The 19,588-nt window shown below is 74.1% G+C and carries 27 protein-coding genes; 13 read left to right on the top strand and 14 right to left on the bottom strand.

Translation table 11 applies throughout. The features are described from left to right. Window positions 1-2: 2 nt before the first annotated feature. Complete coding sequence (locus tag EBO35_RS13860; RefSeq protein ID WP_122818225.1) at window positions 3-443, top strand: DUF2231 domain-containing protein; 441 nt, start codon at window positions 3-5, stop codon at window positions 441-443. An 18-nt stretch (window positions 444-461) separates the two neighbouring features. On the opposite strand, the gene rsgA is transcribed toward EBO35_RS13860, so the two are convergent. The 3 genes from rsgA to EBO35_RS13845 are packed head-to-tail and all read right to left on the bottom strand — an operon-like array spanning window position 462 to window position 3,314. After that, window positions 462-1,454, bottom strand: coding sequence for a ribosome small subunit-dependent GTPase A (gene rsgA / locus EBO35_RS13855; protein WP_122818224.1), 993 nt, complete (start codon window positions 1,452-1,454; stop codon window positions 462-464). A gap of 10 nt (window positions 1,455-1,464) precedes the next feature. Then, window positions 1,465-2,742, bottom strand: coding sequence for a 3-phosphoshikimate 1-carboxyvinyltransferase (gene aroA / locus EBO35_RS13850; protein ID WP_122818223.1), 1,278 nt, complete (start codon window positions 2,740-2,742; stop codon window positions 1,465-1,467). A 47-nt stretch (window positions 2,743-2,789) separates the two neighbouring features. Next, a complete protein-coding gene (locus EBO35_RS13845) occupies window positions 2,790-3,314 on the bottom strand; it encodes a DoxX family protein (RefSeq protein WP_122818222.1) in 525 nt (174 codons plus the stop codon). Window positions 3,315-3,364: 50 nt separating this feature from the next. Between EBO35_RS13845 and EBO35_RS13840 the strand changes: the two genes are divergently transcribed. From EBO35_RS13840 to rsrA, 4 genes are all read left to right on the top strand, one after another. After that, window positions 3,365-4,129, top strand: a complete 765-nt coding sequence (locus tag EBO35_RS13840; RefSeq protein ID WP_122818221.1) for an SOS response-associated peptidase — start codon at window positions 3,365-3,367, stop codon at window positions 4,127-4,129. After that, window positions 4,126-4,785 carry an alpha/beta hydrolase family protein gene (locus EBO35_RS13835; protein WP_122818220.1) on the top strand — a complete coding sequence of 220 codons (660 nt, stop codon included), beginning with the start codon at window positions 4,126-4,128 and terminating at the stop codon, window positions 4,783-4,785. Before EBO35_RS13840 ends, EBO35_RS13835 begins: the two co-directional genes overlap by 4 nt. A gap of 63 nt (window positions 4,786-4,848) precedes the next feature. Next, window positions 4,849-5,499: a sigma-70 family RNA polymerase sigma factor gene (locus EBO35_RS13830; protein ID WP_122818219.1), complete on the top strand. Its 651-nt coding sequence runs from the start codon at window positions 4,849-4,851 to the stop codon at window positions 5,497-5,499. Then, window positions 5,496-5,786, top strand: coding sequence for a mycothiol system anti-sigma-R factor (rsrA, locus tag EBO35_RS13825; RefSeq protein ID WP_122818218.1), 291 nt, complete (start codon window positions 5,496-5,498; stop codon window positions 5,784-5,786). The genes EBO35_RS13830 and rsrA overlap by 4 nt, the downstream gene beginning before the upstream one ends. A gap of 81 nt (window positions 5,787-5,867) precedes the next feature. Here the strand turns inward: rsrA and EBO35_RS20370 are convergent, their stop codons facing one another. From EBO35_RS20370 to EBO35_RS13805, 5 genes are all read right to left on the bottom strand, one after another. Then, on the bottom strand, window positions 5,868-5,942 hold the full coding sequence (locus EBO35_RS20370) for a 50S ribosomal protein bL37 (RefSeq protein WP_369759046.1): 75 nt from the start codon (window positions 5,940-5,942) through the stop codon (window positions 5,868-5,870). 88 nt (window positions 5,943-6,030) lie between these two features. After that, window positions 6,031-6,411, bottom strand: a complete 381-nt coding sequence (locus EBO35_RS13820; protein WP_122818217.1) for a thioesterase family protein — start codon at window positions 6,409-6,411, stop codon at window positions 6,031-6,033. Further along, a complete protein-coding gene (locus tag EBO35_RS13815) occupies window positions 6,411-6,944 on the bottom strand; it encodes a GNAT family N-acetyltransferase (protein ID WP_122818216.1) in 534 nt (177 codons plus the stop codon). Before EBO35_RS13815 ends, EBO35_RS13820 begins: the two co-directional genes overlap by 1 nt. Continuing rightward, window positions 6,937-8,631 carry an acetolactate synthase gene (locus EBO35_RS13810; RefSeq protein ID WP_122818215.1) on the bottom strand — a complete coding sequence of 565 codons (1,695 nt, stop codon included), beginning with the start codon at window positions 8,629-8,631 and terminating at the stop codon, window positions 6,937-6,939. Before EBO35_RS13810 ends, EBO35_RS13815 begins: the two co-directional genes overlap by 8 nt. 49 nt (window positions 8,632-8,680) lie before the next feature. Next, entirely contained in the window at window positions 8,681-9,541 is an 861-nt protein-coding gene (locus EBO35_RS13805) for a DUF2785 domain-containing protein (RefSeq protein WP_122819783.1), read from the bottom strand. Window positions 9,542-9,613: 72 nt separating this feature from the next. Between EBO35_RS13805 and EBO35_RS13800 the strand changes: the two genes are divergently transcribed. Further along, window positions 9,614-11,143: a PAS domain-containing sensor histidine kinase gene (locus tag EBO35_RS13800; protein WP_122818214.1), complete on the top strand. Its 1,530-nt coding sequence runs from the start codon at window positions 9,614-9,616 to the stop codon at window positions 11,141-11,143. A 131-nt stretch (window positions 11,144-11,274) separates the two neighbouring features. Here EBO35_RS13800 and EBO35_RS13795 read toward each other — a convergent pair whose 3' ends face one another. Next, entirely contained in the window at window positions 11,275-11,526 is a 252-nt protein-coding gene (locus EBO35_RS13795) for a WhiB family transcriptional regulator (RefSeq protein WP_011755173.1), read from the bottom strand. A 229-nt stretch (window positions 11,527-11,755) separates the two neighbouring features. Between EBO35_RS13795 and EBO35_RS13790 the strand changes: the two genes are divergently transcribed. Genes EBO35_RS13790 through EBO35_RS13780 form a run of 3 tightly spaced genes read left to right on the top strand, consistent with a single transcriptional unit; the run spans window position 11,756 to window position 13,311 of the window. Next, a complete protein-coding gene (locus EBO35_RS13790) occupies window positions 11,756-12,172 on the top strand; it encodes a hypothetical protein (protein WP_122818213.1) in 417 nt (138 codons plus the stop codon). A 33-nt stretch (window positions 12,173-12,205) separates the two neighbouring features. Further along, entirely contained in the window at window positions 12,206-12,664 is a 459-nt protein-coding gene (locus EBO35_RS13785; RefSeq protein ID WP_122818212.1) for a MarR family winged helix-turn-helix transcriptional regulator, read from the top strand. Continuing rightward, complete coding sequence (locus EBO35_RS13780) at window positions 12,661-13,311, top strand: maleylpyruvate isomerase family mycothiol-dependent enzyme (RefSeq protein WP_122818211.1); 651 nt, start codon at window positions 12,661-12,663, stop codon at window positions 13,309-13,311. Before EBO35_RS13785 ends, EBO35_RS13780 begins: the two co-directional genes overlap by 4 nt. Before the next feature lie 38 nt (window positions 13,312-13,349). Here EBO35_RS13780 and EBO35_RS13775 read toward each other — a convergent pair whose 3' ends face one another. From EBO35_RS13775 to sodN, 3 genes are all read right to left on the bottom strand, one after another. Continuing rightward, complete coding sequence (locus tag EBO35_RS13775) at window positions 13,350-14,165, bottom strand: RNA polymerase sigma factor SigF (RefSeq protein ID WP_122818210.1); 816 nt, start codon at window positions 14,163-14,165, stop codon at window positions 13,350-13,352. Next, window positions 14,165-14,590, bottom strand: a complete 426-nt coding sequence (locus EBO35_RS13770) for an ATP-binding protein (protein ID WP_122818209.1) — start codon at window positions 14,588-14,590, stop codon at window positions 14,165-14,167. The genes EBO35_RS13775 and EBO35_RS13770 overlap by 1 nt, the downstream gene beginning before the upstream one ends. 231 nt (window positions 14,591-14,821) lie before the next feature. Beyond that, window positions 14,822-15,214 (bottom strand): superoxide dismutase, Ni, encoded by a 393-nt coding sequence (gene sodN / locus EBO35_RS13765; protein ID WP_122818208.1) that lies wholly within the window; start codon window positions 15,212-15,214, stop codon window positions 14,822-14,824. 105 nt (window positions 15,215-15,319) lie between these two features. Here sodN and EBO35_RS13760 point away from each other — a divergent pair, with 105 nt between their 5' ends. From EBO35_RS13760 to EBO35_RS13745, 4 genes are all read left to right on the top strand, one after another. Next, entirely contained in the window at window positions 15,320-15,676 is a 357-nt protein-coding gene (locus EBO35_RS13760) for a S24/S26 family peptidase (RefSeq protein WP_263457634.1), read from the top strand. A 196-nt stretch (window positions 15,677-15,872) separates the two neighbouring features. Continuing rightward, on the top strand, window positions 15,873-17,054 hold the full coding sequence (locus tag EBO35_RS13755; protein WP_206422565.1) for an NAD(P)-dependent malic enzyme: 1,182 nt from the start codon (window positions 15,873-15,875) through the stop codon (window positions 17,052-17,054). Between the two features lie 60 nt (window positions 17,055-17,114). Further along, complete coding sequence (locus tag EBO35_RS13750; RefSeq protein WP_122818205.1) at window positions 17,115-18,083, top strand: zinc-binding dehydrogenase; 969 nt, start codon at window positions 17,115-17,117, stop codon at window positions 18,081-18,083. Beyond that, complete coding sequence (locus EBO35_RS13745) at window positions 18,080-18,763, top strand: SDR family oxidoreductase (protein WP_122818204.1); 684 nt, start codon at window positions 18,080-18,082, stop codon at window positions 18,761-18,763. The genes EBO35_RS13750 and EBO35_RS13745 overlap by 4 nt, the downstream gene beginning before the upstream one ends. Window positions 18,764-18,767: 4 nt before the next feature. Here the strand turns inward: EBO35_RS13745 and EBO35_RS13740 are convergent, their stop codons facing one another. Both EBO35_RS13740 and EBO35_RS19525 read right to left on the bottom strand, forming a co-directional pair. Beyond that, window positions 18,768-19,370 carry an acetoacetate decarboxylase family protein gene (locus tag EBO35_RS13740; protein ID WP_122818203.1) on the bottom strand — a complete coding sequence of 201 codons (603 nt, stop codon included), beginning with the start codon at window positions 19,368-19,370 and terminating at the stop codon, window positions 18,768-18,770. 22 nt (window positions 19,371-19,392) lie between these two features. Continuing rightward, window positions 19,393-19,569, bottom strand: coding sequence for a DUF6104 family protein (locus EBO35_RS19525; protein WP_164477967.1), 177 nt, complete (start codon window positions 19,567-19,569; stop codon window positions 19,393-19,395). Window positions 19,570-19,588 lie beyond the last annotated feature (19 nt).

Here is a 19,588-nt window from a genome sequence, read left to right as displayed (position 1 = left end):
CTATGGAGATCAATGGACTTCCGCTGCACGCGCTGGTGATCCACGGCGCCGTCGTGCTCGGTCCGCTGGCGGGCCTGCTGGCGCTGGTGTACGTCGTTCCCCGCGGGCGGGAGTGGGCGCGCTGGCCGATGGTCGGCGCCGCCCTGGTCGCGGCCGGCTTCGTCGTCGCCGCCTACCTCTCCGGGCGGGACCTGCTGGACTCGAACCCGGCGCTGGGCCAGCTGCCGGCCGTGGCGACCCACGAGGACCGCGCCGGGCTGGCGCTGTGGGTGACGCTGGTCTTCGCGGTGCTCGCGGTGGTGGTGGGCCTCGCGCACCGGCACCTGGAGGGGCCGGTGCGGCTGCTGGGCTCGCTGCTGCTGGCGGTCGCGGCGCTGGCCACGATCGTCGCGGTCGTGCTCACCGGCGACGCCGGTGCCGAGGCGGTCTGGGGCGGCCGGTAGGCCGCGTCCCCGGAGGGCTCAGTACGCCGACTCGGTGCGGGCTGCGAGCAGGCGCCGGAACGACGAGACCCGCTCGGGGTCGGCGGCGGCGCGGGCGACCGCCTCGTCGAGACCGCACTCCGGCTCGGCCTCCCCGTGGGTGCAGCCCCGCGGGCACACCTCGGTCATCTCGTCGAGGTCCGGGAAGGCCTCGATGAGGTGCTCGGGCTGGACGTGGGCGAGCCCGAAGGAGCGGATCCCGGGGGTGTCGATGATCCACCCGTCGAGGTCCGGCAGCGCGAGCATGTAGGCCGACGTCGAGGTGTGCCGGCCGCGGCCGGTCACCGCGTTCACGACCCCCACGTCGCGGTGCGCCGCGGGCACCAGCGCGTTGACCAGCGTGGACTTGCCGACGCCGCTGGAGCCGACCAGGACGCTGGTGCGCCCCGCCAGCCGCTCCCGGATGGCGGCCAGGTCGCCGCCGCGCTCGGTGACCACCCACGGGACGCCCAGCGAGCGGTAGGTCCCCAGCAGGGTCTCGGGATCGGCGAGGTCGGCCTTGGTCAGGCACAGCAGCGGCGCCATCCCGGCGTCGTACGCCGCGACGAGCGCGCGGTCGATGAGCCGGGGCTGGGGGTCGGGGTCGGCGAGTGCCGTCACCACGACGAGCTGCTCGGCGTTCGCCACGATGATCCGCTCGACCGGGTCGTCGTCGTCGGCGGTACGCCGCAGCGTGGTGGTCCGCGGGGTCACCTCGACGATCCGCGCCAGCGAGCCCTCGGCGCCGGTGACGTCGCCGACCACCCGGACCCGGTCGCCGACGACGACGCCCTTGCGGCCCAGTGGCCGGGCCTTCATCGCGGTCACCGCGTGGCCCTCGAGCAGCAGCGTGTAGCGCCCGCGGTCCACGGTGACGACCACGCCGTCGTGGGCGTCGTCGTAGGTCGGCCGGTCCTTGGTCCGCGGCCGGGTGTGCCGGCGGGGGCGGTCGTAGTGCTCGACGTCCTGGTCGGAGTAGCGGCCCGTGCCCATCAGTGCACCATCAGCTCGTCGTCGCCCCGAGCAGCCCCGACCAGGTGCCCGGGAAGTCGGGGAAGGTCTTGGCGGTGGTGGCGACGTTCTCGACCAGCACGCCGTCCACGGCCGCGCCGACGATCACGCCGGCGTGGGCCATCCGGTGGTCGGCGTAGGTGTGGAAGAGACCGCCGTGCAGCGCGGCGGGCCGCAGGCTCAGCCCGTCGGCGTGCTCGACCACGTCCGCGCCGAGGCCGCCGAGCTCCCGGGCCAGCGCCGCCAGCCGGTCGGTCTCGTGGTGGCGGATGTGGGCGATGCCGCGCAGGTGCGACGGGGTGGCGGCCAGCGCGCAGAGCGCCGCGACAGCCGGGGCGAGCTCGCCGACGTCGTGCAGGTCCACGTCGACGCCCTGGAGCTCCTCGGGCCCGGTGACCCGCAGGCCCTCGGGCACCCGCTCCACGACACAGCCCATCGCGGCCAGGATGCCGCGCAGCGCGTCGCCGGCCTGGGTGGTCTCGGTCGGCCAGTCGCGGACCGTGACGCTGCCGCCGGAGACGGCGGCCAGGGCCAGGAACGGAGCGGCGTTGGACAGGTCCGGCTCGATCAGGTGGTCGACGGGCCGGACCGGGCCGGGGGCGACGGTCCAGCGGTTCGCGCCGCCGTCGTCGACCTCGACGCCGTGCTCGCGCAGCATCGCAACGGTCATGTCGATGTGCGGCAGGGACGGCACCGGCTTGCCGTCGTGGCGGACGTCGACGCCCTCGTCGTACCGAGCGCCCGCCAGCAGCAGCGCGGAGATGAACTGCGAGGAGGACGAGGCGTCCACGACGACAGTCCCGCCCCGCACCGACCCGGTGCCTCGGACCGTGAACGGCAGCGCGTCGCCCTCCACGTCCACGCCGAGGGTCCGCAGCGCACCGAGGACCTCGCCGACAGGGCGGGTGCGCATGTGCGGGTCGCCGTCGAAGCCGACCCGGCCGGTGGACAGCCCGGCGACCGGCGGCACGAATCGCATCACGGTGCCGGCCAGGCCGCAGTCCACGGCCGCGTCGCCGGCGAACGGGGCGGGCGTGACCCGCCAGTCCTCCCCGGTGGTGTCCACCCGCGAGCCGAGCGCGGTGAGCGCGGACGCCATCAGCAGGGTGTCGCGCGAGCGCAGGGCGCGGCGGACGACCGAGGGCTCCTCGGCGAGGGCCGCCAGCACCAGTGCCCGGTTCGTCAGCGACTTGCTGCCGGGCAGCGAGACCGTCACGGCGACGGGTGCGTGCGCGCGCGGCGCTGGCCAGGGATCGGGGGCGCTGGTCACCCGCCGCAGCCTAGGCCACGGGCTCACGGCGGTCGGTGGACGCCGGGTCAGCTCAACTTCGCCTTCGCCAGCTTGGCCTCGCGACGGGCGGCGCCGGCGAGGTGCCGGGCCTCGCGGCGGGCGTCGCGGGTGGCGCGCCGGGCGCGCCAGGCGACCCCGGGCTTGGCGTTGGTGTCGCCGGCGGCGATGACCAGGCCGCCGAGCATCGAGACGTTCTTGAGGAACTGGGTCCGCTGGGCGACCTTGTCCTGCTCCGAGGAAGCCTCCCAGAACCGGTGGCCGGCCAGCGTGGTCGGCACCAGCGAGAGCGCGAGCGCGGTGGCCCCCAGGCGCGGCGCCTTGCCGGTGGCCAGCGCCAGCGCGCCGACGAGCTGGATCGCGCCGTTGATGCGGACCAGGGTCGCGGGGTCCTCGGGCAGCGGCACGCCGGCCTTGCGGATCAGCGGCGCCACCTTGTCGGTCACGACGGCCGCGGCCGGGGCGGTGACCTCCGGGGTCCGGATGGACTTGACCCCGCCCATCACGAACGTCGAGGCGAGCATCGGACGGGCGAGAAGTCTGCTGACGGTCATGGGCGTTCCGTACCCCCGACCGCCGGGCGCCAACCCCTAGGCTGGACCCCATGTGCGGCCGGTACGCCTCCAGCAGACGCCCGGAGGACCTCATCGAGGAGTTCGAGGTCACCGAGGCGGTGATCGAGGCGCCGTTGGAGCCGGACTACAACGTCGCGCCCACCAAGGACGTGTACGCCGTCGTGGAGCGCCCACCGTCCGGCTCGGGCGGACGGGACAGCACCGAGCCCGCCGAGCGGCAGCTGCGGGTCGTGCGGTGGGGCCTGGTGCCGTCGTGGGCCAAGGATCCGGGCATCGGCTCGCGGATGATCAACGCGCGGATGGAGACGGTGGCCGAGAAGCCTGCCTACCAGCGCGCGTTCGCCAAGCGCCGCTGCCTGCTGCCGGCCGACGGCTACTTCGAGTGGTACCCGACCTCGCAGACCGGGAAGAGCGGCAAGCCGCTCAAGCAGCCGTTCTTCATCCGCCCCAAGGACGGCGGCTCGCTGGCGATGGCGGGGCTCTACGAGATCTGGCGCGACCCGACCCGGGCCGAGGACGACCCGGCGCGGTTCCTGTGGACCTGCACGGTGATCACCACCGACGCCGAGGACGACCTGGGGCACATCCACGACCGGATGCCGCTGATGGTGGCCCCCGAGCGGTGGGCGGCCTGGCTGGACCCGACGGCGCCCCGGGACTCGCTGCTGGACCTGCTCACCCCGGCCGCGCCCGGGGCGCTGGAGGCGTACGCCGTCTCGGCAGCGGTCAGCAACGTGCGCAACAACGGTCCCGAGCTGGTCGAGCCGCTGCCGCTCGAGGAGGTCGTCCAGTGAGCGTCGAGCGCTCCCTGTCCACCCCGCACGGGCCCGGGCGCCTGGTGACCGACGCCGCCGCCGACCCGATGGCGACGCTGCTGCTCAGCCACGGGGCCGGCAACGGCATCGAGACCCGGGACCTGGACGCGCTGGCCGCGACCCTGCCCGCCCAGGGCGTGAGCGTGGTCCGGCTCGAGCAGCCGTGGCGGGTCGCCGGCCGGCGGATCGCCACCCGGCCCGCGACCCTGGACGACGCGCTGCTCGCCGCGGTCGAGGCGCTGGCGGATGACGGCCTGCCGCTCGTCGTCGGGGGTCGCTCCGCCGGTGCGCGCTCGGCGGCGCGGTGCGCCGTCGCGGCGGGGGCGGCCGGCTGCCTGGCGCTGGCGTTCCCGCTGCACCCGCCCGGGCGGCCCGAGCGGTCCCGCCTGCCGGAGCTGCTCGGAGCGGGGGTGCCCACGCTGCTGGTGCAAGGGGAGCGGGACCCGATGGGGCGCCCCGAGGAGTTCCCCGAGCTGATGGACGGCGTGGAGATGTGCGTGGTGCCCGGCGCGGACCACGGGCTGGCGGTGCCCGCCCGCGGCGCGGTCTCCGAGGCCGAGGCGATGGAGATCGTCGTGGAGTCGGCCCTGGAGTGGCTGGTGCGCGAGGCGAGCGGGAATGGCTCGCGCTCCTGAGGCGTTCCCCACCACGTGATGGCACTCCTGGACCCGCCAGCTCCCGGCGTACGCTGGGGCGCGATGACTGACTTCACCGGCCCCGATCTGGACGCCCCCGCCGAGCCGGTGGACGTCGCCACCGAGAGTGACGCCGACCGGGCCGCCCGGTTCGAGCGCGACGCCCTGCCCTTCCTCGACCAGCTCTACTCGGCCGCGATGCGGATGACCCGCAACCCCGCGGACGCCGAGGACCTGGTCCAGGAGACGTTCGCGAAGGCGTACTCCTCCTTCCACCAGTTCCGGCCCGGTACGAACCTGAAGGCCTGGCTCTACCGCATCCTCACCAACACCTTCATCAACACCTACCGCAAGAAGCAGCGCCAGCCCCAGCAGTCGATGTCCGAGGACGTCGAGGACTGGCAGCTCGCCCGTGCCGAGTCGCACTCGTCGGCGGGACTGAAGTCCGCCGAGACCGAGGCGCTCGAGCACCTCCCCGACTCCCAGGTCAAGGACGCCCTCCAGCGCCTGCCCGAGGAGTTCCGCCTCGCGGTCTACCTCGCCGACGTCGAGGGGTTCGCGTACAAGGAGATCGCCGAGATCATGGAAACTCCGATCGGCACGGTGATGTCCCGGCTGCACCGGGGCCGCCGCCAGCTGCGCGACCTGCTCAGCGACTACGTGCGGTCCAACGACCTGCTGGCCACCTCGACCAGGGCGGGAGTCGACCGATGAGCGAGCACCACCCCGACGGCAAGCACCCGCGCGAGCTCACCGAGCTCGAGTGCGCGGACTATCTCGAGCAGATCGTGTACTTCATCGACAACGAGCTGGCCGAGGCCGACTGCGAGGTCGTCCGCCACCACCTCGACAGCTGCAACCCCTGCCTGGAGAAGTACGACCTGCAGCGGACCGTGAAGTCGGTCGTCGCCCGGTCGTGCTCGGAGGCCGCGCCGCAGGAGTTGCGCGACCGGGTGCTGGTCCGGCTGCGCGAGGTCCAGGTGCGGATCAGCGAGGGCTGAGCCGCCCCGGGCCGGCACCGGCCCCCTCAAGCAAGGAACCCCGGCCGGATGGCTCGGGGGTTCACTGCTGTGTGGCTGCGCTCAGGCGTTGGGGCGCTTGCCGTGGTTCGCGCCCTTCTTCTTACGAGCGCGGCGCTTGCGGCCGGTCTTGCCCATGGTGTCCTCCTGCGAATCGACGTCGACCCTGCAACGGAAACGCGGCGGGCCAGCGGACATTCTCGCAAACCTCGCCGGTGAGACGAAATCAGGCCCGCCCCGACGAGATCCGGGACAGGAACCGGTCGCTCTCGACGACCACCCGGGTCACCTCGCCGGAGGCCACCACCCGGCCGTTTCCGCCCACGTGGCGGGCCCCCACCGTGAAGCGGTGCAGGCGGCCGTCGACGTAGGCGAGCGAGGCCGAGACCTCCACCTCCTGGCCCACGGCGCTGGGGGAGAGGTGCTCCAGGCTGACCCGGGTGCCCAGCGACGTCGAGTCGGCGGGCAGGGTCGGCTCCAGGGCGGCGCAGGTGGCCGCCTCGCACCACGCCAGCAGCCGGGGGGTGCCGAGCACCGGCAGGGTGCCGGAGCCGACCGCGACAGCGGTGTCGTCCTCGGTGACCGTGAAGCGCAGGCTCGCGTCCACTACAGCTCCTTGCGATAGGCGATCAGGTGCATCCCCGGACGCGGCGCATGATCGCGCTCGGGAAGCCGGGTGAAGCCAAGCCTCTCGTAGAGCCGGTGGGCAGCTGTCATCGTGACCAGGCTGGAGAGCACCACCGCGTCCGCGCCGTCGGCGGTGAACCGGTCGATCGCCAGTCGGGCCAGGGCCTCGCCGACGCCGCGCCGCCGGGCCGTGGGGGCGACCGCGAGCATCCGGAACTCGCCCTCGTCCGGCTCGGCGATCTCGCGCCACGGTGAGCCCGGCGAGCCCGGGGGGCCCGGGGGGCCCGGGGGGCACAGCGTCACCGTGCCCACGACAATCCCGTCGGGCAGCGACTCCGCGACCCACAGCTCGGCCTCCCGGTCCCGGCGGGCCGCGTCCCGCAGCCGCGCGACGTAGGGGTCCTCGGGGCCCGCCAGCAGCTCGGCGTACGCCGCGACCGTGACCGCGCCGGCGGGGCCGTGGTCGGCCGGGGTCGCCCGCCGGACCCGCAGCCCGCCGGCCGGCTCAGACACCGAAGGTGGCTCGGGGGTAGGCGGCCTCGACGTCGGTGATGACGTTGACGAGGTAGGGCACGCCGGAGGCGAACGCCCGGTCCAGGGCCGGGCCGATCTGCCGGGGGTCGGTGACGGTCTCGCCGCCGCCCCCGAGGGCCCGCACCACCTCGTCGTACGCCGTGCGCGGCGCCAGGTCGGCGGCGACGTCGTAGCCGTAGAGCATCTGCATCGGGCCCTTCTCCAGGCCCCAGGCGGAGTTGTTGCCCAGCACCATCACCACCGGCAGCCGGTGCCGCACCAACGTGTCCACGTCCATCAGCGAGAACCCGGCGGCGCCGTCGCCGAGGAGCAGCACGACCTGGCTGGAGGGACGCGCGATCCGGGCGGCGATCGCGGCGCCCAGGCCGGCGCCGAGGCAGCCGTAGGGGCCGGGGTCGAGCCAGCAGCCGGGGCGCTGCGGCTCCACGTACTTGCCGGCGAACGAGACGAAGTCGCCGCCGTCGCCGATGACGACGGCGTCGTTGGCCAGCCGGGGGACCAGCTCGCCGTAGATCCGCGCCGGGTGGATCGGGTCCGCCTCGGCTCCGAGCAGCTCGGCGTCGCGGGCCACGGCCGCGCCGACGGTGTCCTGCAGGGCGCTCACCCAGGCCGACCAGTCGGGGCGGCGCGGGGCGCGCTCGAGAGCGGCGAGGATGCCGTCGAGCACCGCGGTGAGGTCCCCGCAGGCCGAGGCGGCCAGCGGAGCGTGGCCGGAGAGCTGCGCGGGGGAGTCGGCGACGTGGACGACCCGGGCCTCGCCGAAGACGCCGTAGGAGAGCCGGAAGTCCAGGGGCGTGCCGACGACGATCACCAGGTCGGCCTCCTTGAGCGCCTGGCCGCGGGCCTTGGTGACCAGCAGCGGGTGGCCGCCGGGGAGCACCCCGCGGCCCATCCCGTTGGTCAGCGCCGGCAGGCCGGCGGTCTCGACCAGGCGGCGCGCGGCCTCCTCGGCCCGGTCCGCCCACACGTCGGTGCCGAGGACGAGGGTGGGGCGGGCCGCCTCGGCCAGCAGAGCGGCGATCCGCGCCACGTCGTCCGGGTCGGGCTCCGCGCCGCGGGCGGGCACGACGGGCGCCGGCGCGGGACCGGAGGCGGGGGCGAAGAGCTCGTCCATCGGGACGTCCACGAAGACCGGCCCCCGGTGCGAGGAGCCGGCGGCCCGGAACGCCTCGTCGACGCCGCCGAGGACGTCGCCGGCGGTGGGCAGGGTGCGGGCGAGCTTGGACACCGACGCGACGATCGGCGGCTGGTCGAGCTCCTGGAGGCTGCCCGAGCCCCACCGGTTCGCGGGGGCGCGGCCACCGAAGACCACCATCGGCGAGCCGGCGAACTGGGCCTGGGCGATCGCGCTCACGCCGTTCGTGACGCCCGGGCCCGCGGTCAGCACCGCCAGCCCCGGCACCCGGGTCAGCTTCCCGGTGGCCTCGGCGGCGAACGCCGCGGTCTGCTCGTGTCGCACGTCGAGCAGCCGCATCGGCGGGTCCGCCTGCACGGCGCCGTCGTAGAGCGGGAAGACGTGCGCCCCGGAGAGCGTGAACATCGTCTCGACGCCGTGCGCGCGGGCCGCCGCGACGGCCAGCTCACCGGCGTGGCCGCGCAGGTGACCCTCGGGAAGCGGCTCGTCGGCGGAGAGGTCGGGCCAGGGGTCGGATGTGACGTCACTCATACCGCGCAGGGTAGGACACCGGACCGAGCGGCCCGGCGCAGCGACGCGCTTAGCTCCGGCCGGGGGTGCGGGCGCGCAGGTGGTGGGGGTTGGTCGAGCGCAGCGCCTCGACGACGACCAGCAGCAGGTCGGACCGGTTCGGCGGCGGCTCGGGGGCCAGGGCGAGCTGGAGGTACAGCGAGCGCAGCAGCGCCTCGGCGTTCCCGCCGGCCAGGAAGGGGTCCCGGTCGTCGTAGCGCGAGCGGGTCCGCGCTCCGGCGCTCAGCCGGGCGACCCACGGCTCGAGCACCTCCAGCGGCACCTTGCCGCGGCGCAGCACCTGCATGGTGGCGTGCGCGAGCCGGTCCGGCTCGCCGGCGGTCAGCAGCCGGTCGGTCGGGAGCAGCGCGCGGTCGGCCACGACATCGAGCACGACCGTCAGCTCGGGGGTGCCGAGGTGCGGGGACTGGGCGAGGGCGGCCAGCGCGTCGGCGCCGTGGGCGACGGCGTGGGCCCAGCCCTTGCCGGGCACGTAGCCGCGCAGATCGCGCTCGCGCAGCAACCAGGTCGCGATCCGGTCGCCCCACTCCAGGATCTTGCCGGCGGGCACCAGTGCGTTGTCGTTGTCGCGCTCGATGCACTCGCCGAGCAGCAGGGCGGAGAAGCTGCGCCGGAAGATCGTGTCGGTGCCGTCCTCGCCGAGGCCGTTCTGCAGGCCGGCGGCCATCCCGTCGCCGAGGCCGGGCAGCAGATCGTCGTACACGCCGCGGCTCAGCCAGGTGGCCAGTGCGGGATAGGCGGTGCCGTCGCGCAGCTCGGGATCGGTCGCGCCGAGCATCGTGGTGAGCTCGGCGGTGAGCTCGTCGAGGGGTCGGTCCGAGGGCACGGCGAGCCGCCGTGCGTGGACCTGCTTCCAGTAGGGACCGGACATGGCGTCGATCATGCCAAAGATCGGGCAGGTCTGGACCGCTAGGTCCACACCGGTGCCTCTAGGCTGGTGTCCGTGGTGTCCCTGGTCGAGCTGGTTCGCACCCATACCGACCTCGACGAGGACGACGTCGCCTGGCTCCAGCTGCTCCAGGCGGACTGGCAGATCATCGCCGACCTCTCCTTCGCCGACCTGGTGCTGTGGCTGCCGGACCGCGACGGGAAGGGCTTCTGGGCGGCCGGTCAGATGCGCCCCACGACCGGCCCCACGGCGTACGTCGACGACGTGGTCGGCACGTTCATGCCGCACGGCCGCCGGCCGATGCTCGACCTGGCGTACGCCGAGGCGCGGCTGGTACGCGAGGGCGACCCGGAGTGGCGCGACGACGTGCCGGTGCGGGTGGAGACGATCCCGGTGCGGCGCGCCGGCGCGGTGATCGCGGTGGTGGCCCGCAACACCAACCTGCTCGGCGTCCGCACCCCCAGTCGGCTGGAGCTGTCCTACCTGCAGACCGCTGCGGACCTGACCCAGATGATCGCCCAGGGCGACTTCCCGGTCCCGGGGCCGCGCAGCGACCACACCGACACCCCCCGGGTCGGGGACGGGTTCCTGCGGGTGGACGCCGAGGGGCGGGTCGCCTACGCCAGCCCGAACGCGCTGTCGGCCTACCGCCGGCTGGGGCTCTCCGGCGACCTGGCCGGCCTGCTGCTCGCGGACCTGACCCGGGAGCTGGTGCCGCCGCGGCGGCGCCCCGACGAGGAGACGCTCAGCGCGGTGCTCGGCGGGCGCGCGCACCGCGACACCGAGATCGGCACCGACGGGGTCTCGTTGATCGTCCGCTCGATCCCGCTGCGCCGTCACGGGGAGCACATCGGCGCGCTGGTGCTCGCCCGCGACGTCACGGACCTGCGCCGCCGAGACCGGGAGCTGGTCACCAAGGACGCGACGATCCGGGAGATCCACCACCGGGTGAAGAACAACCTGCAGACGGTCGCGGCGCTGCTGCGGCTGCAGGCGCGCCGGATGGACTCCGAGGCGGCCAAGGCCGCGCTGGAGGAGGCGGTGCGCCGGGTGGGGACCATCGCGATCGTGCACGAGACGCTCAGCCAGGCCGTGGAGGAGACCGTCGAGTTCGACGCGGTCGCGGACCGGCTCGGGGCGATGGTCACCGACGTCGGCGCGGTCGGCGGGCGGATCCGGGTCCGGCGTACCGGCTCCTTCGGGGTGCTGCCGAGCGAGACGGCGACGGCGCTGGCGATGGTGCTCACCGAGGTGCTCCAGAACGCCGTCGAGCACGGCTACGACCCCGACGACCCAGGCGACCTCGGTGATCCCGGCGACCCCGCGGCGCCGGGGGCCGGGCTGGTCGGCTCGATCGAGGTCCGCGTCGAGCGGTCCGCGGGACGGCTGCGCCTCAGCGTCGAGGACGACGGCCGGGGACTGCCGCCCGGGTTCGACCTCGACGGGTCCACGAACCTCGGGCTCTCGATCGTGCGCACGCTCGTGGAGTCCGAGCTCGGCGGCCACCTGGACCTCGGCTCGGCGGCCGCGAGCGGCGGGCGGGGGACCCGCGCGGCCATCGACGTACCGCTCGAACCGGCCTGAGGGCCCGCCCGGAAAGCACGATGGTCCAGCGCCCGCTGGCGGGCGATCTCGTCGAGATCACCACCAGAAGACGCCGGACCGTCGGGTCTGGCTGGTGAAGCTGTTCTGCTCGGCTGTGTCGGGCTACCGGATCACGCGGTGCGGACGCGGGCGCGGGCGTTGCGACGCTTGAGTGCACGTCGCTCGTCCTCGCTCAGACCGCCCCAGACTCCGTGGTCCTGGCCAGCCTCGAGCGCCCACGCGAGGCACTGTTCGCGCACCTCGCAGCGTCGGCACACCTGCTTGGCCTCCTCGATCTGGAGGATGGCCGGACCGGTGTTGCCGATCGGGAAGAACAGCTCCGGGTCCTCGTCGAGGCATGCGGAACGGTGGCGCCAATCCATGGCTGGGGAATCCCTCATCTCTACTACGTACGTGCAGGCCAGGGGCAGCTCAGGCCTGCGGGCGCTCGGGTGGAGGCACCACAAAGTGAACGCATTCACGAGCGCTGTTACAGCCTCGCAAGGTTTACGGTGGCAGACAAGGGGTCTCGGTGGTCTCGTTCGTCACAGCAGTCACCGTCGGTGCGCTCCTCTGGACGGTACCCCGAGGTCGAACGCCTAGGCTTCAGCCGTGATCGAGCCCGCCCCGACCGCCCCGCCCCGACCCCTCCTCGTGGCCGCCGCCGTCACCGGCCTGGAGGCCCTGCTGCTGGCCCTCAGTGCCGTGCTGGAGCTGGCCAACATCTCGATGGAGCGGGTCACGATGGGCGTGACCACCAGCATCTTCTTCCTCGGGTACGCCGCGGCGCTCGCCCTGTGCGCCTGGATGCTGACCCGGCTCGCGACCTGGGCGCGGGCCCCGGTCATCCTCACCCAGCTGATCCTGCTCGGGCTCGCCTGGAGCTTCCGTGGCGGGGACACCACCCTCGTGGCAGTCGGGCTCGCCGTGCTCGCTGCGGTCGTGCTGGTCGGGGTGCTGCACCCCGCGAGCACCGCCGCCCTGGTCGACGACCCCACCGGGTCGCGGCGTACCGACGAGAACGGGTAGACCCCGCCACGCCAATATGACAACCTTGTTGTCATGTCCCGGGAGCGAGGGGTCGCGTGGTACGCACTGCTGCGGCAGGTGCGCCCGCTCGTCCTGAACTCGGCGCGGGTGGTCGAGGCGTCGCTGAGCAGCCAGGGCCTGACCGTCGGCATGCGCGCGGTGCTCGAGGTCCTCGTCGAGTCCGGCGACTCCACAGTGCCGGCGATCGCGGCGCGGCTGCAGATCGCTCGGCAGGGCGTCCAGCGCCATGTCGACGACCTGCGAGCCCGCGGCTACGTCGGGGTCCGCGCCAACCCGGCGCACCGCAGGTCGGTGCTCGTCGCCGCCACCGGTCCCGGCGCGGAGGCGATGCGGCGGATCAGGGAGGACGAGCTGAGCGCGCTGTCCGCACTGGCCCCGGGGTGCACCCGAGAGGACATCGAGGTCGCCGTCCGGGTCGTGAGCGCGCTCAACGACGAGATCCGGCAGTTGGCCGCGGGCGGCCGGCCATGAGCGCCGCGGAGATCCACGACCTGACCCACCGCAACCGGCTGCTGATCGCCGACTTCCTGGACTCGCTGTCCCCCGAGGAGTGGCGGGCTCCGTCGCTGTGTGCCGGATGGAGCGTGGGGACGCTCGCGGCGCACCTCCTGCAGCCGATGACCGTGAGCTTCGCGCGCTTCTTCCTCACGGCCATGCGGCACCGGGGTGACACCGACCGCACCGTCGACGACGTCGCCCGCCGGCTCGCGCGCCGGCCCCGCGAGGAGACGCTCGCGCTGCTGCGCCGGCACGCGGCGGACCGGGTCAGCCCGCCCCGGGTCGGCCCGATGGGCCCGTTCGCCGAGACCTGCGTGCACCTGCGCGACATCGCCCGGCCGCTCGGAGCTGCCGTCGACGTACCGCGGGAGCACTGGACCCTCCTGCTCGATCACCTCGCCTCGCCGGGCGCCGCCGCCGCGCTCGTGCCCGCCGGCCGGCTGACCGGCCTGCGGCTGGAGGCGGCCGACGCCGACTGGGCCGCCGGCTCCGGCAGCCCGGTCCGCGGGCCGGTCGAGGCGCTCGCCATGGCGGTCACCGGCCGGGCGGTCGCGCTCGCCGACCTGACCGGTCCGGGCGTCGAGGTGCTCGCAAAGCGGATGGGGGCGGAGGCGGGGTAGCGGCGAGGTCCCGCTGATCGGGACCCCGCGGCCGGAGGTCAGTCCACCTGCTCCAGCGACTGGCGCAGCTGGGCGAGGGTCCGGTTGAGCAGCCGGGAGACGTGCATCTGGGAGACGCCGATCTCGGCCGCGATCTGGGACTGGGTCATGTTCTTGAAGAACCGCAGCAGCAGGATCTTCTTCTCCCGGGCCTCCAGCCGGTCCAGCAGCGGCTTGATCGACTCACGGATCTCGACGTGCTCCAGACCGGCGTCGTCGATGCCGATCGCGTCGAGCATCGTGGCCGCGCCGTCGTCGCTGTCGTCGCTCGCATCGAGGGAGAGCGTGCTGTAGGCGTTGCTGGACTCGATGCCCTCGACGATCTCCTCCACCGAGCAGCCGATCGACTCGGCGAGCTCGCGGGGCGTGGGGGAGCGACCCAGGCTCTGGGTGAGCTCGGCGGTGGCGGCGCCGATCTGCATGCGCAGCTCCTGGAGCCGCCGCGGCACCCGGATCGCCCAGCCCTTGTCGCGGAAGTGTCGCTTGATCTCGCCGATGATCGTCGGGGTGGCGTAGGTGGAGAACTCCACGCCCCGGTCCAGGTCGAAGCGGTCGATCGACTTGATCAGCCCGATCGTGCCGACCTGGACGAGGTCCTCGAACGGCTCCCCACGGTTGCGGAAGCGTCGCGCGCAGTGCTCGACCAGTGGCAGGTGGAGGTGCACCAGCGCGTCGCGGGCGTCCTCGCGCTCCAGGGCCGAGGTGGTCTCGGCGCGCAGCGCGGCGAAGAGCTCCGCGCTGCGCTGGCGGGTGGCCTCCCCGGTCGTGGGCGGCGGATCGGGCGCCGCCGAGGACGGCTGGGGTTGCTCCACCATCAGGCGTCGTCCCCGAACAGCGAGGAGCGCATGGTCATCGTGACGGTCAGGCTCCCCGGAGCGGTCTCGGAGCGGGCCGACTCCGCGATCGTGGTCAGCACCTGCCAGGCGAAGCTGTCCGGGTCCGGCGCCGCCGGCGTGGTGGTGTCGACGCCGACCGCGACGGTCAGGCGGCCCGGTTGCAGGTAGAACCGGCAGCACAGGTCCGAGGCGGGGTCGGCCTCGGGAAGGACGATCGCGCAGGCCTCACCGACGGCGATCCGCAGGTCCTCGATGTCGTCGATGGTGAAGTCCAGGCGGGCAGCGAGACCGGCCGTGGTCGTGCGGAGCACCGAGACGTAGGCGCCGTCGGCGGGCAGTCGCAGCTCGACGTCCGGGCGCGGCCCGGGGCCGTGGGTGCTGCCAGCCAGGGAATCGCCAGCCATGTGATCGTCCTTCGTCCGGTCGGTGTGCCGGGGGCGACCCTAGTGGACGACGGCTGCGAGACGTCGGAGGTCGACCAGGACCGGGGCCAGGCCCACCCAGTTGTTCGGGCGACCTTCGGGGCCGGTGTTGCGAACTCAGGGCCCGCAACGTGCTCGACGCCGCCCCGGTCCGTGTGGACCGGGGCGGCGTCGAGTGGGTAGAGCTGCAGGTCGGACGACCCGCGGTGGATCTCAGGCCTTCTTGGTCTCCCAGAAGATCTCGGCGATCTGGTCGATCTTCGCGAGCAGCTGGTCGGCCACCTCGGCGTCGAAGACGGCCTTGGTGCCACCGCCGCCGCCGGCGAGCTTGGTGGCCTCGTTGAACAGCTGGTGCAGCTGCGGGTACTTCTCGAAGTGCGGCGGCTTGAAGTAGTCGGTCCACAGCACCCACAGGTGGTGCTTGACCAGGTCCGAGCGCTGCTCCTTGATGAGCACGGCGCGGGTGCGGAAGTCGGGGTCGGCGTTGTCCGCGACCTTGGCGATGATCGCCTTGACCGACTCGGCCTCGATGCGGGCCTGAGCGGGGTCGTAGACGCCGCACGGCAGGTCGCAGTGGGCGGAAACCTCGAGGGTGGGGGCGAACATACGGGTCCTCTCGTCTTCGGTTGGCGACGCTGGCCGGCCGAGCTCGACCGACCGGCCCACGGGCTCCGGCAACGGAGCCGCGGGCTGGGCTGCGACACTACTCCCGTGACGCGGGGAGCACGAGGCAGCCGCCGTCTGGCGGACCGGTTACCCAGACTGGGCCTGGCCCATGTGAGCGGCGCGTCGATGGAGCCGACGCTGCGTCCCGGTGACCTGCTGCTCGTCGACCACCACGGACAGGTCCGCCCCGGACGGCTCGTCGTGGCGCGCTTCGCCGACGGCACGGTTGCGGTCAAGCGCGCGGTCGAGCGGCGTACGGCGCGCGACGGGTCGCCCGCGTGGTGGCTGCTCAGCGACAACCCGGCCCGCGGGGTCGACTCCCGGCACCGCGGCCCGGTCCCCGAGCGCGAGGTGCTCGCCGTCGTCCGGGGTCGGCTGCGGCCCCGCCCGCGACCGTTCTGACCCGGGCCGGGCCCGGGTGCGGTCCCTCGCGGGGCCGCCCCGGTGTGACGCGATCCACCCGGGTGCGCTCGACCGGCTGTGTCAGACTGCGAGCAACCCAGCCCCGTCCGGGCCGGTTCCGCGGTGCCACCCCTGTCGCGTCGAGCCAGCCCCCTCCTCCATGACGGCCTCGTGCCTGGAAAGTGTGCCGATCCCGATGACCGCAGCTCCGACCCCGCCCTCGCACCCGCACGCCGGGGACCCCGTCTTCGACCTCCACCTCGGCGGCAAGATGGAGATCCGCTCCACCGCCCCGCTCGCCGACCGCGACGACCTGTCGCTGGCCTACACCCCCGGAGTCGCCCGGGTCTGCGAGGCGATCGCGGCGGACCCCGCGATGACCCAGCACTACACCTGGGTCCCGAACACGGTCGCGGTGGTCACCGACGGCACCGCGGTTCTCGGGCTCGGGGACATCGGGCCCGCTGCCGCGATGCCGGTGATGGAGGGCAAGGCGGTGCTGTTCAAGCAGTTCGGCAACGTCGACGGCGTGCCGATCTGCCTCGACACCACCGACGTGGACGAGATCGTCGAGACGGTGGTCCGGCTGGCCCCGAGCTTCGGCGGGATCAACCTCGAGGACATCTCCGCGCCCCGGTGCTTCGAGATCGAGGACCGGCTCAAGGAGCGCCTGGACATCCCGGTCTTCCACGACGACCAGCACGGCACCGCAGTGGTGGTGCTGGCCGCGCTGATGAACGCGCTGCGCCTGACCGGGCGTACGCCGGAGCGGACCCGGGTGGTCATCTCCGGGGCCGGCGCCGCCGGCGTCGCGGTCACGAAGATCCTCCTGGAGGCCGGGATCACCGACCTCGCCGTCACCGACCGGCAGGGGTCGCTGCACTCCGGCCGGGACGGCCTGACCGAGGTCAAGGGCCGGCTGGCCGCGACGACCGCCGGGCGGACCGGCTCGCTGGGCGACGTGCTCGCCGGCGCCGACGTCTTCATCGGCGTCTCCGGGGGCAGCGTCCCCGAGGAGCAGATCGCCACGATGGCCCCCGACGCGATCGTCTTCGGGCTGGCCAACCCCACCCCGGAGGTGCACCCGGACATCGCGCACCGGCACGCCCGGGTCGTCGCGACCGGGCGCTCGGACTACCCGAACCAGATCAACAACGTGCTCGCGTTCCCCGGCATCTTCCGCGGGGCCTTCGACGTGCACGCCAGCGCCATCACCGAGGGCATGAAGCTCGCGGCGGCGCAGGCGATCGCGGGCCTGGTGGCCGAGGACCTGCGCGAGGACCACATCATCCCCTCGCCGTTCGACCCCCGCGTCGGCCCGACGGTCGCGGCCGCCGTGGCCGCGGCGGCCCGGCGCGACGGGGTCGCCCGGGCCTGACCCGGCCCGGGGTGAGGCGCGCCACGTCGCCCCGCCGCGGTCCCGACTAGGGTCGGGCGCATGTTCGCCGTCTACGCCGACCAGTTCTCCGCCGACGACCCCGTCTCCGTGCTGCAGGTGGGGGAGCGACCCGACCCGGTCGCCCCCGACGGCTGGACCACGGTGACGGTGCGCGCCGCCTCCCTCAACCACCACGACCTGTGGTCGCTCAAGGGGGTGGGCCTGCGCCAGGAGGCGCTGCCGATGATCCTGGGCTGCGACGCCGCCGGACTCGACGAGGACGGCAACGAGGTGGTCGTCCACGCGGTCGTGAACGACCCGCGCTGGACCGGCGACGACACCCTGGACCCGAAGCGCTCGATCCTCTCCGAGCGGCACCAGGGCACCTTCGCCGAGCGGGTCGTCGTCCCGGCCCGCAACGTGGTGGCCAAGCCCGCGTCGCTCTCCTTCGAGGAGGCCGCCTGCCTGCCGACGGCCTGGCTCACGGCGTACCGGATGCTGTTCACCCAGGGTGGTCTCAAGGCCGGCGACACGGTGCTGGTGCAGGGCGCCGGCGGCGGCGTCGCCACCGCGCTGATCACGCTCGGCCGGGCCGCCGGTCTGCGGGTGCTGGCCACCAGCCGCGACGAGGCCAAGCGCGCCCGGGCCCTGGAGATCGGCGCGCACGAGGTGTTCGAGTCCGGCGCGCGGCTCCCGGTCAAGGTGGACGCGGTGATGGAGACCGTCGGGCGGGCCACCTGGTCGCACTCGGTGCGGGCGCTGCGTCCCGGCGGCACCATCGTCATCTCCGGCACCACGTCAGGGGCGCAGCTCGACGACGCCGAGCTGACCCGGATCTTCTTCCTCCAGCTGCGGGTCGTCGGCTCCACGATGGGCACCAGTGGGGAGCTCGCCGCGCTGGTGAACCTGCTCGACGCCACCGGAGCCCGGCCGCTGGTCGACCGGGTGCTGCCGATGACGCAGGCCCGCGAGGGGTTCGCCGCGATGGCCGAGGGTGACCTGTTCGGCAAGATCGTCTTCACCCGATGACCCGCACGCACCTGATCACCGGCGCGGGCTCCGGCATCGGCGCGCTGGTCGCGGACCTGCTGCACGCCCGGGGTGACGAGCTGGTGCTGGTGGCCCGCTCCGCGCCGCGGGCCGCCGAGCTGGGCGAGCGGTACGCCGGGGCGACGACGCTGGTCGCCGACCTGGCCGACCCGGCCGCCGTGGAGGGCCTCGGGGCCCAGCTCCCGGACCGGCTGGACTCGGTGGTCCACGCCGCGGGCGTCGTCGCGCTCGGCACGGTCGCCGAGCTGCCGGTCGCGGCCTGGACCGACCAGCTGAGCGTCAACCTGGTCGCGCCGGCCGTGCTGACCCGAGGAGCGCTGCCGGCGCTGCGGGCGGCGCGCGGCACGGTGGTCCTGGTCAACTCGGGCTCCGGCCTGGTCGCCCACCCGCACTGGGCGGCGTACGCCGCGTCCAAGCACGGGCTGAAGGGGCTCGCCGACGCCCTGCGGGGCGAGGAGCGCGAGCACGGCGTACGGGTCAGCAGCGTCTACCCGGGCCGCACCGCCACCCCGATGCAGGCCGAGGTGCACCGCCAGGAGGGCCGGGAGTACGACGACACCGCCTGGATCGACCCCGCCACGGTGGCCGACGCGATCCTGCACGTGCTCGACCTGCCGGCGGACGCCACGATCAGCGACCTGACCGTCCGGCCCCGCTAGGGGCTCAGCCGAAGGAGAGCCGGAAGTCGGTCAGCCGGAACGAGGCCAGGCTGCGCCGCCCGGCGAGCCAGCCGAGCGGGCCGTCCGGGGCGAAGTCCCAGCGGGCCCGGCAGGCCATCGCCCTGGCCGAGCCGGACAGGGGCGCGGTGCGCTCCAGGCCGCGGGTGTCCTCGATGGCGGGCTGCCAGATGCCGGCGCGCATCGGGACCCGCGGCGCGGCCCGGGAGACGTCGTCGAAGCGGGCCCGGGCGATCGGGTGCTGCGCTCCGGCGCTCCACTCGGTGTGCGTGAGCGGGCCGCGGCGGGAGGTGTCCTGGGTGAAGTCGCACAGCTCCTTCGGGATGCCCCACAGCTCGCGCCCGCCGGCGCGGGAGGCGGGGGAGTCCACCCAGATGTCGGTGATGCTGATCCGCCGGCCCAGGGACCCGGCGTTGACCGGGCGGGCGACGAGCAGCTCGCCGTACGTCAGCGGGCTGGGCTCCTCGTAGCGCACGAACGCGACGCCGTACACGCCGGGCGGGCGCAGCGGACCGGTCTTCTCCGGGATCCGGAACACCGAGAGCCACATCTGGCCGGTCAGGTTCCAGGGGGCGGCGGGATAGTCCATGCCCGCAGACCCTAGCGCCGGCTCAGTCCTCGGGGTCGTCGAGGCGCGCCAGCCAGGTGGCGAAGCGCTCGACGGGGGTCTCGAACTCCGGGTGGGCGTCGACGAACGCCTGGAGCTGGTCGGCCACCCAGGCGAGGGTGACCTCCTCGTCGCCCCGGCGCTTCTCGAGCTCCTCGATGCCGCGGTCGGTGAAGTACACCGCGAACCTCCTTCGAAAT

This window comes from Nocardioides pantholopis (assembly GCF_003710085.1).
In the GTDB taxonomy this organism is placed as follows: Bacteria; Actinomycetota; Actinomycetes; order Propionibacteriales; family Nocardioidaceae; genus Nocardioides; species Nocardioides pantholopis.
This window is presented reverse-complemented; position numbering and strand designations above follow the sequence as displayed.

Excerpts from the sequence above, each read along its gene's own strand:
- EBO35_RS13755 (WP_206422565.1), top strand. The coding sequence starts at position 15,873 with ATGACCGCAGCTCCGACCCCGCCCTCGCACCCGCACGCCGGGGACCCC.
- EBO35_RS13860 (WP_122818225.1), top strand. The coding sequence starts at position 3 with ATGGAGATCAATGGACTTCCGCTGCACGCGCTGGTGATCCACGGCGCC.
- EBO35_RS13780 (WP_122818211.1), top strand. The coding sequence starts at position 12,661 with ATGAGCGCCGCGGAGATCCACGACCTGACCCACCGCAACCGGCTGCTG.
- EBO35_RS13845 (WP_122818222.1), bottom strand. The coding sequence starts at position 3,314 with ATGACCGTCAGCAGACTTCTCGCCCGTCCGATGCTCGCCTCGACGTTC.
- EBO35_RS13740 (WP_122818203.1), bottom strand. The coding sequence starts at position 19,370 with ATGGACTATCCCGCCGCCCCCTGGAACCTGACCGGCCAGATGTGGCTC.
- rsgA (WP_122818224.1), bottom strand. The coding sequence starts at position 1,454 with ATGGGCACGGGCCGCTACTCCGACCAGGACGTCGAGCACTACGACCGC.
- EBO35_RS13785 (WP_122818212.1), top strand. The coding sequence starts at position 12,206 with ATGTCCCGGGAGCGAGGGGTCGCGTGGTACGCACTGCTGCGGCAGGTG.
- EBO35_RS13750 (WP_122818205.1), top strand. The coding sequence starts at position 17,115 with ATGTTCGCCGTCTACGCCGACCAGTTCTCCGCCGACGACCCCGTCTCC.
- EBO35_RS13840 (WP_122818221.1), top strand. The coding sequence starts at position 3,365 with ATGTGCGGCCGGTACGCCTCCAGCAGACGCCCGGAGGACCTCATCGAG.
- EBO35_RS13805 (WP_122819783.1), bottom strand. The coding sequence starts at position 9,541 with ATGTCCGGTCCCTACTGGAAGCAGGTCCACGCACGGCGGCTCGCCGTG.
- EBO35_RS13745 (WP_122818204.1), top strand. The coding sequence starts at position 18,080 with ATGACCCGCACGCACCTGATCACCGGCGCGGGCTCCGGCATCGGCGCG.
- rsrA (WP_122818218.1), top strand. The coding sequence starts at position 5,496 with ATGAGCGAGCACCACCCCGACGGCAAGCACCCGCGCGAGCTCACCGAG.
- EBO35_RS13810 (WP_122818215.1), bottom strand. The coding sequence starts at position 8,631 with ATGAGTGACGTCACATCCGACCCCTGGCCCGACCTCTCCGCCGACGAG.
- EBO35_RS13795 (WP_011755173.1), bottom strand. The coding sequence starts at position 11,526 with ATGGATTGGCGCCACCGTTCCGCATGCCTCGACGAGGACCCGGAGCTG.
- sodN (WP_122818208.1), bottom strand. The coding sequence starts at position 15,214 with ATGTTCGCCCCCACCCTCGAGGTTTCCGCCCACTGCGACCTGCCGTGC.
- EBO35_RS13770 (WP_122818209.1), bottom strand. The coding sequence starts at position 14,590 with ATGGCTGGCGATTCCCTGGCTGGCAGCACCCACGGCCCCGGGCCGCGC.
- EBO35_RS13775 (WP_122818210.1), bottom strand. The coding sequence starts at position 14,165 with ATGGTGGAGCAACCCCAGCCGTCCTCGGCGGCGCCCGATCCGCCGCCC.
- EBO35_RS13830 (WP_122818219.1), top strand. The coding sequence starts at position 4,849 with ATGACTGACTTCACCGGCCCCGATCTGGACGCCCCCGCCGAGCCGGTG.